Here is a 3,661-nt window from a genome sequence, read left to right on the forward strand (position 1 = left end):
AATCCGCCTTACGCAGAAAACCGTCCAGGGGCGAAAAGCCGCCGGTCAGCATTAACTCCAGATCACAAAGCTGGCGATCGGTAAGGTCCAAAGAAGGCAAATCCACGGCTTCCTTCTTCAAAGCCTCGGCCTTGTCCTCACCAACAAACAAATCCATCAACTTGCCACCATGCGGCTCAATCAAATGTGACTCACTCACAATCGAACTCCTTCACTAAAAAAATAAAAATCGATACTCGCGCAGAGACGCTGAGACGCAGAGACGCAGAGAAATTCAGTCTGTAGCTGTGACTCCAGGTTCAGGCAGTCGGTTTACGCAGCGGACGATGCCGCGCTTGAGAACCGGTGCGCCGATAAACGATCGGGACCGGCACTTGCCGCTTCACGGACAACCCGGCTTCTTCCAGTTCATAGGCCAGAGCGGTTTCATACACGCTCTCCAGCAAGCCGGGTCCCAAACCTTCATGCACCCTAATCGATGCCCCAATCACCTGAGTCCCAATAGCATTCTCATCCACAACCGCCCCCTTCCTTACAATCTTTTCTCCCTCTGCGTCTCAGCGTCTCTGCGCGAAATTCCCGCCTCTGAATTGCCTTTCCTCCGCCCCCTTAGCGCCCTTGGCGCGAGGCCATTACTTGATTCGATCCGCTCTTCTCGCAATAGATTGGGATTATTCAGTCGTAGACCTCTCGCCGGTGAGCGACTCGCACGATAAGGATCAAAAGCTCACTATCCCGGATATCACATACGACGCGATAATTACCGATCCGGTACCGCCATAGCACATGCATCGACCCCTTGAGAGCCTTGCCCTTCGACCGCGGATCGTCCACCGCAAGGACTCGGTTCTTCAGGTAGTCTCGGATTCGCCGCTGAGTCTGTGGGTCAAGCTTTCTGAATTCCCTGGCAGCGGCTTGCTCAAACTCAATCTGCCAAATCACCCCAGACATCCTCAGCCTTTACGGTATGACTACGACCAGCACGCAGCTCCTCGAGACGCTGCTCGGCGAGATAGATGTCTTCGAGGTCGTCGAGATGGTCTTCGACCAGCCGGCGAAGATAAAACGCCTTACTGCGCCCGGTAGCCTTTGCGAGCTGGTTAAGGCGATTCTCGGCCTCTGGGCTGAGGCGAACGGTGGTCGGCATGGGAGCCTCCTAATGAATACATGTAATCAATGTATTCATTGTACTCCGGAACCGCTGGCCACGCCAGCCCGACGCCACCCAATTCCGCGATTCCCGGGATCCACGCCAGGCCGCCCGAACATTCCCCCGCCTTCCTTTGCGTCCCTTGGCGTTCTTTGCGCGAGGCAATCCTTTGAATTTTATCCTTCTCAGCGTCTCAGCGTCTTGGCGCGAGGCCGCCATCAAAAACCCCAGACCAGCGGGATTATCCCCACCGCCACGAGGCCGGTCACGAGGGTCATGGGCAGGCCGGCCTTGATGTAGTCGTTGAACTGGTAGCCCCCCGGCCCGTAGACCATCAGGTTGGTCTGGTAGCCCATGGGGGTCATGAAGCTTGCCGAGGCGGCGATCATGAGGGTGATCGCGAAGGGGAGGAAATTGACATCGAGTGATTGGGCGGCTGACAAAGCCACGGGAATCATGAGAACGGCCGCCGCATTGTTTGTAATCAATGCACTGAACAAGGCCGTGATTACATAGATAACTGCCAGTGTCAGCCAGGGGTTACTGCCGACCAGGCCCACCATGGATGCGGCAAAGCTTTCCGCTACGCCGGTTTCATGCAAGGCTCCGCCAATACCAAAGGCTGCGCCAATGACAATCAGAACCTGCCAGTCCACCTGGCGGCGGGCATTGGAGGCCGTGGTGCAACGGAATGCAAGCATACCCAATGCAGCCAGCAAGGCAGCCTGAAAGATGCTCAGCAAACCAGTGGTCGCCAGCAGCACCATGCCCGCCAACAACAGACCCGCCGGCAGGGCATGTTCATGTCGGGGCGGGCTGGAATCGTTGAGCTGGCTGACCAAATAAAAATCCCGGGAATAGCCATACTGCTCGGCAAAGCCCGGCCGGGTTTCGAGAAAGAGACTGTCGCCGGGGCGCAATCGGATATCGCCGGGCTTGGCCTTCAGCCGCCGCCCCTCCCGGGCCACTGCAATCACCACCGCCCCATAGCGATTACGGAAACGCCCGTCCCGAATCGTCTGGCCCACCAGGGGGCAGGACTCGGAGACCACCGCCTCCACCATGGTCCGCTGGCTGCGCGGCCCATCCAGCTTGAAGACCTGATTGGTCGCCGGCACCAGGCCACGGATCTTCTGCAGCTCCACCACCGCATCCGGCACCCCCACGAACACCAGCCGGTCGTCCGCCTGCAGGCGCTCGCTCGGCGAGACGGCCGGAATGAGTTCCCCCCGGCGCTCGATTTCCACCAGATAGGAGCCCGCCAGATGCCGCAGCCCGGCCTCTTCCACCGTCTGGCCCACCAGGGGCCCATCGGCGCGTACCAGCATCTCCACGCTGTACTCACGGGGATTTTCCACCTGCCGGCTGATGGATTCGCGCTCCGGAAACAGCCAGCGCCCAAACAGCAGCATCAGCAGCAAACCCGCCACGGCGACCGGCAACCCCACCCAGGCGATCTCGAAAAAGCCCAGGCCCCGCTCACCCTCGGTCCGCAATAGATAGCCGTTGACGATCAGGGTCGTGCTGGTCCCGATCAGGGTGCAGCTGCCACCGAGAATGGCGGCATAGCTCAGAGGCATCAGCAAGCGGGAACGGGACAGACCGAACTTGCGCGCCCATTCGCTGATGGTGGGAATCATCATCGCCACCACCGGGGTGTTGTTGAGAAAGGCCGAGAAAGCCGCCACCGGCAACGTCACCCGGGCCTGGCTGCCCACCGCCGAGCGCGGCCGGCCCAACACCCGGGCCGCAATCCACTGGGTCGCACCGGTATCGCGAAGCCCCGCCACCACCACATAGAGCACCGCCACTGTGGCCAGGCCCTCATTGGCAAAGCCCGCCAGGGCCTGGTCCGGCCCGATCACCCCAAAAACCAGCAGTGCCGCCAGGGCTGCCACAAACAACACATCCACCGCCAGGCGGCTGAAAACCAGCAAGCCCAGCAGCAGCGCAAGCACGGCAATCGTGACCCAGGCCTCGAAACCCATGTGGGAGATTCTCCGAACAACCCCAGTGAGCGCCCAATTCTCAGCGAGGGCGGCGGGAATTACAAAGATGGCTTGCGCATATCCTTTGCGGCTTGGGGAATAAGGGAAAATGACGAAGGGCCTAGTCCGGCCCGTCTCTGGCTGCACGTAGAAAACCGTCGCGCATCGCGACAATCATGTGCAAAACCCGCTCGGCATCGGCTGTGGGAATGTAGCGGTCCAGCTCTCGCACGAGGAGCGAAGCGGTGCTCTGGTCGACCTCCGTCCCCAACGTCTCCAGAAGGAACTGCTTCTCCTTGGGCTCCAGTATCTTGCCAGACCTGAGGGCTAGAACTGCGATTGCCGCCAAGTGAAGATCGTAATCGTGCGCCTCGGCCACATCTGGGTGGTGGTCATATATGTCGTCAACACCTGAAATTCTCTCTGCATTGGTCAGGAGATATGCAACGTCTCCTGCATCCCGCCCTGGTTCCTATGCCGCACGTTCTTCCCAGGCAAAGAGTTTTAGCGCGAGAAGACCCTC

At 59.7% G+C, this 3,661-nt stretch carries 4 protein-coding genes and 1 pseudogene; all 5 read right to left on the reverse strand.

Annotated elements, in window-relative coordinates; all coding sequences use genetic code 11:
* Window positions 1–199: pseudogene (locus ACJWXQ_RS01300) on the reverse strand (adenylyltransferase); the annotation flags it as partial.
* Between the two features lie 100 nt (window positions 200–299).
* The gene (locus ACJWXQ_RS01305) at window positions 300–518 is read right to left on the reverse strand and encodes a GxxExxY protein (protein ID WP_406671986.1); all 219 of its coding nucleotides are present in this window, start codon (window positions 516–518) and stop codon (window positions 300–302) included.
* Window positions 519–675: 157 nt separating this feature from the next.
* On the reverse strand, window positions 676–951 hold the full coding sequence (locus ACJWXQ_RS01310) for a type II toxin-antitoxin system RelE family toxin (protein WP_406671987.1): 276 nt from the start codon (window positions 949–951) through the stop codon (window positions 676–678).
* A complete protein-coding gene (locus ACJWXQ_RS01315) occupies window positions 926–1,147 on the reverse strand; it encodes a DUF6290 family protein (RefSeq protein ID WP_406671988.1) in 222 nt (73 codons plus the stop codon). The genes ACJWXQ_RS01310 and ACJWXQ_RS01315 overlap by 26 nt, the downstream gene beginning before the upstream one ends.
* A gap of 221 nt (window positions 1,148–1,368) precedes the next feature.
* Window positions 1,369–3,138 (reverse strand): SLC13 family permease, encoded by a 1,770-nt coding sequence (locus tag ACJWXQ_RS01320; protein WP_406671989.1) that lies wholly within the window; start codon window positions 3,136–3,138, stop codon window positions 1,369–1,371.
* Window positions 3,139–3,661: the final 523 nt, after the last annotated feature.

This window comes from Natronospira sp. (assembly GCF_007134575.1).
In the GTDB taxonomy this organism is placed as follows: Bacteria; Pseudomonadota; Gammaproteobacteria; order Natronospirales; family Natronospiraceae; genus Natronospira; species Natronospira elongata.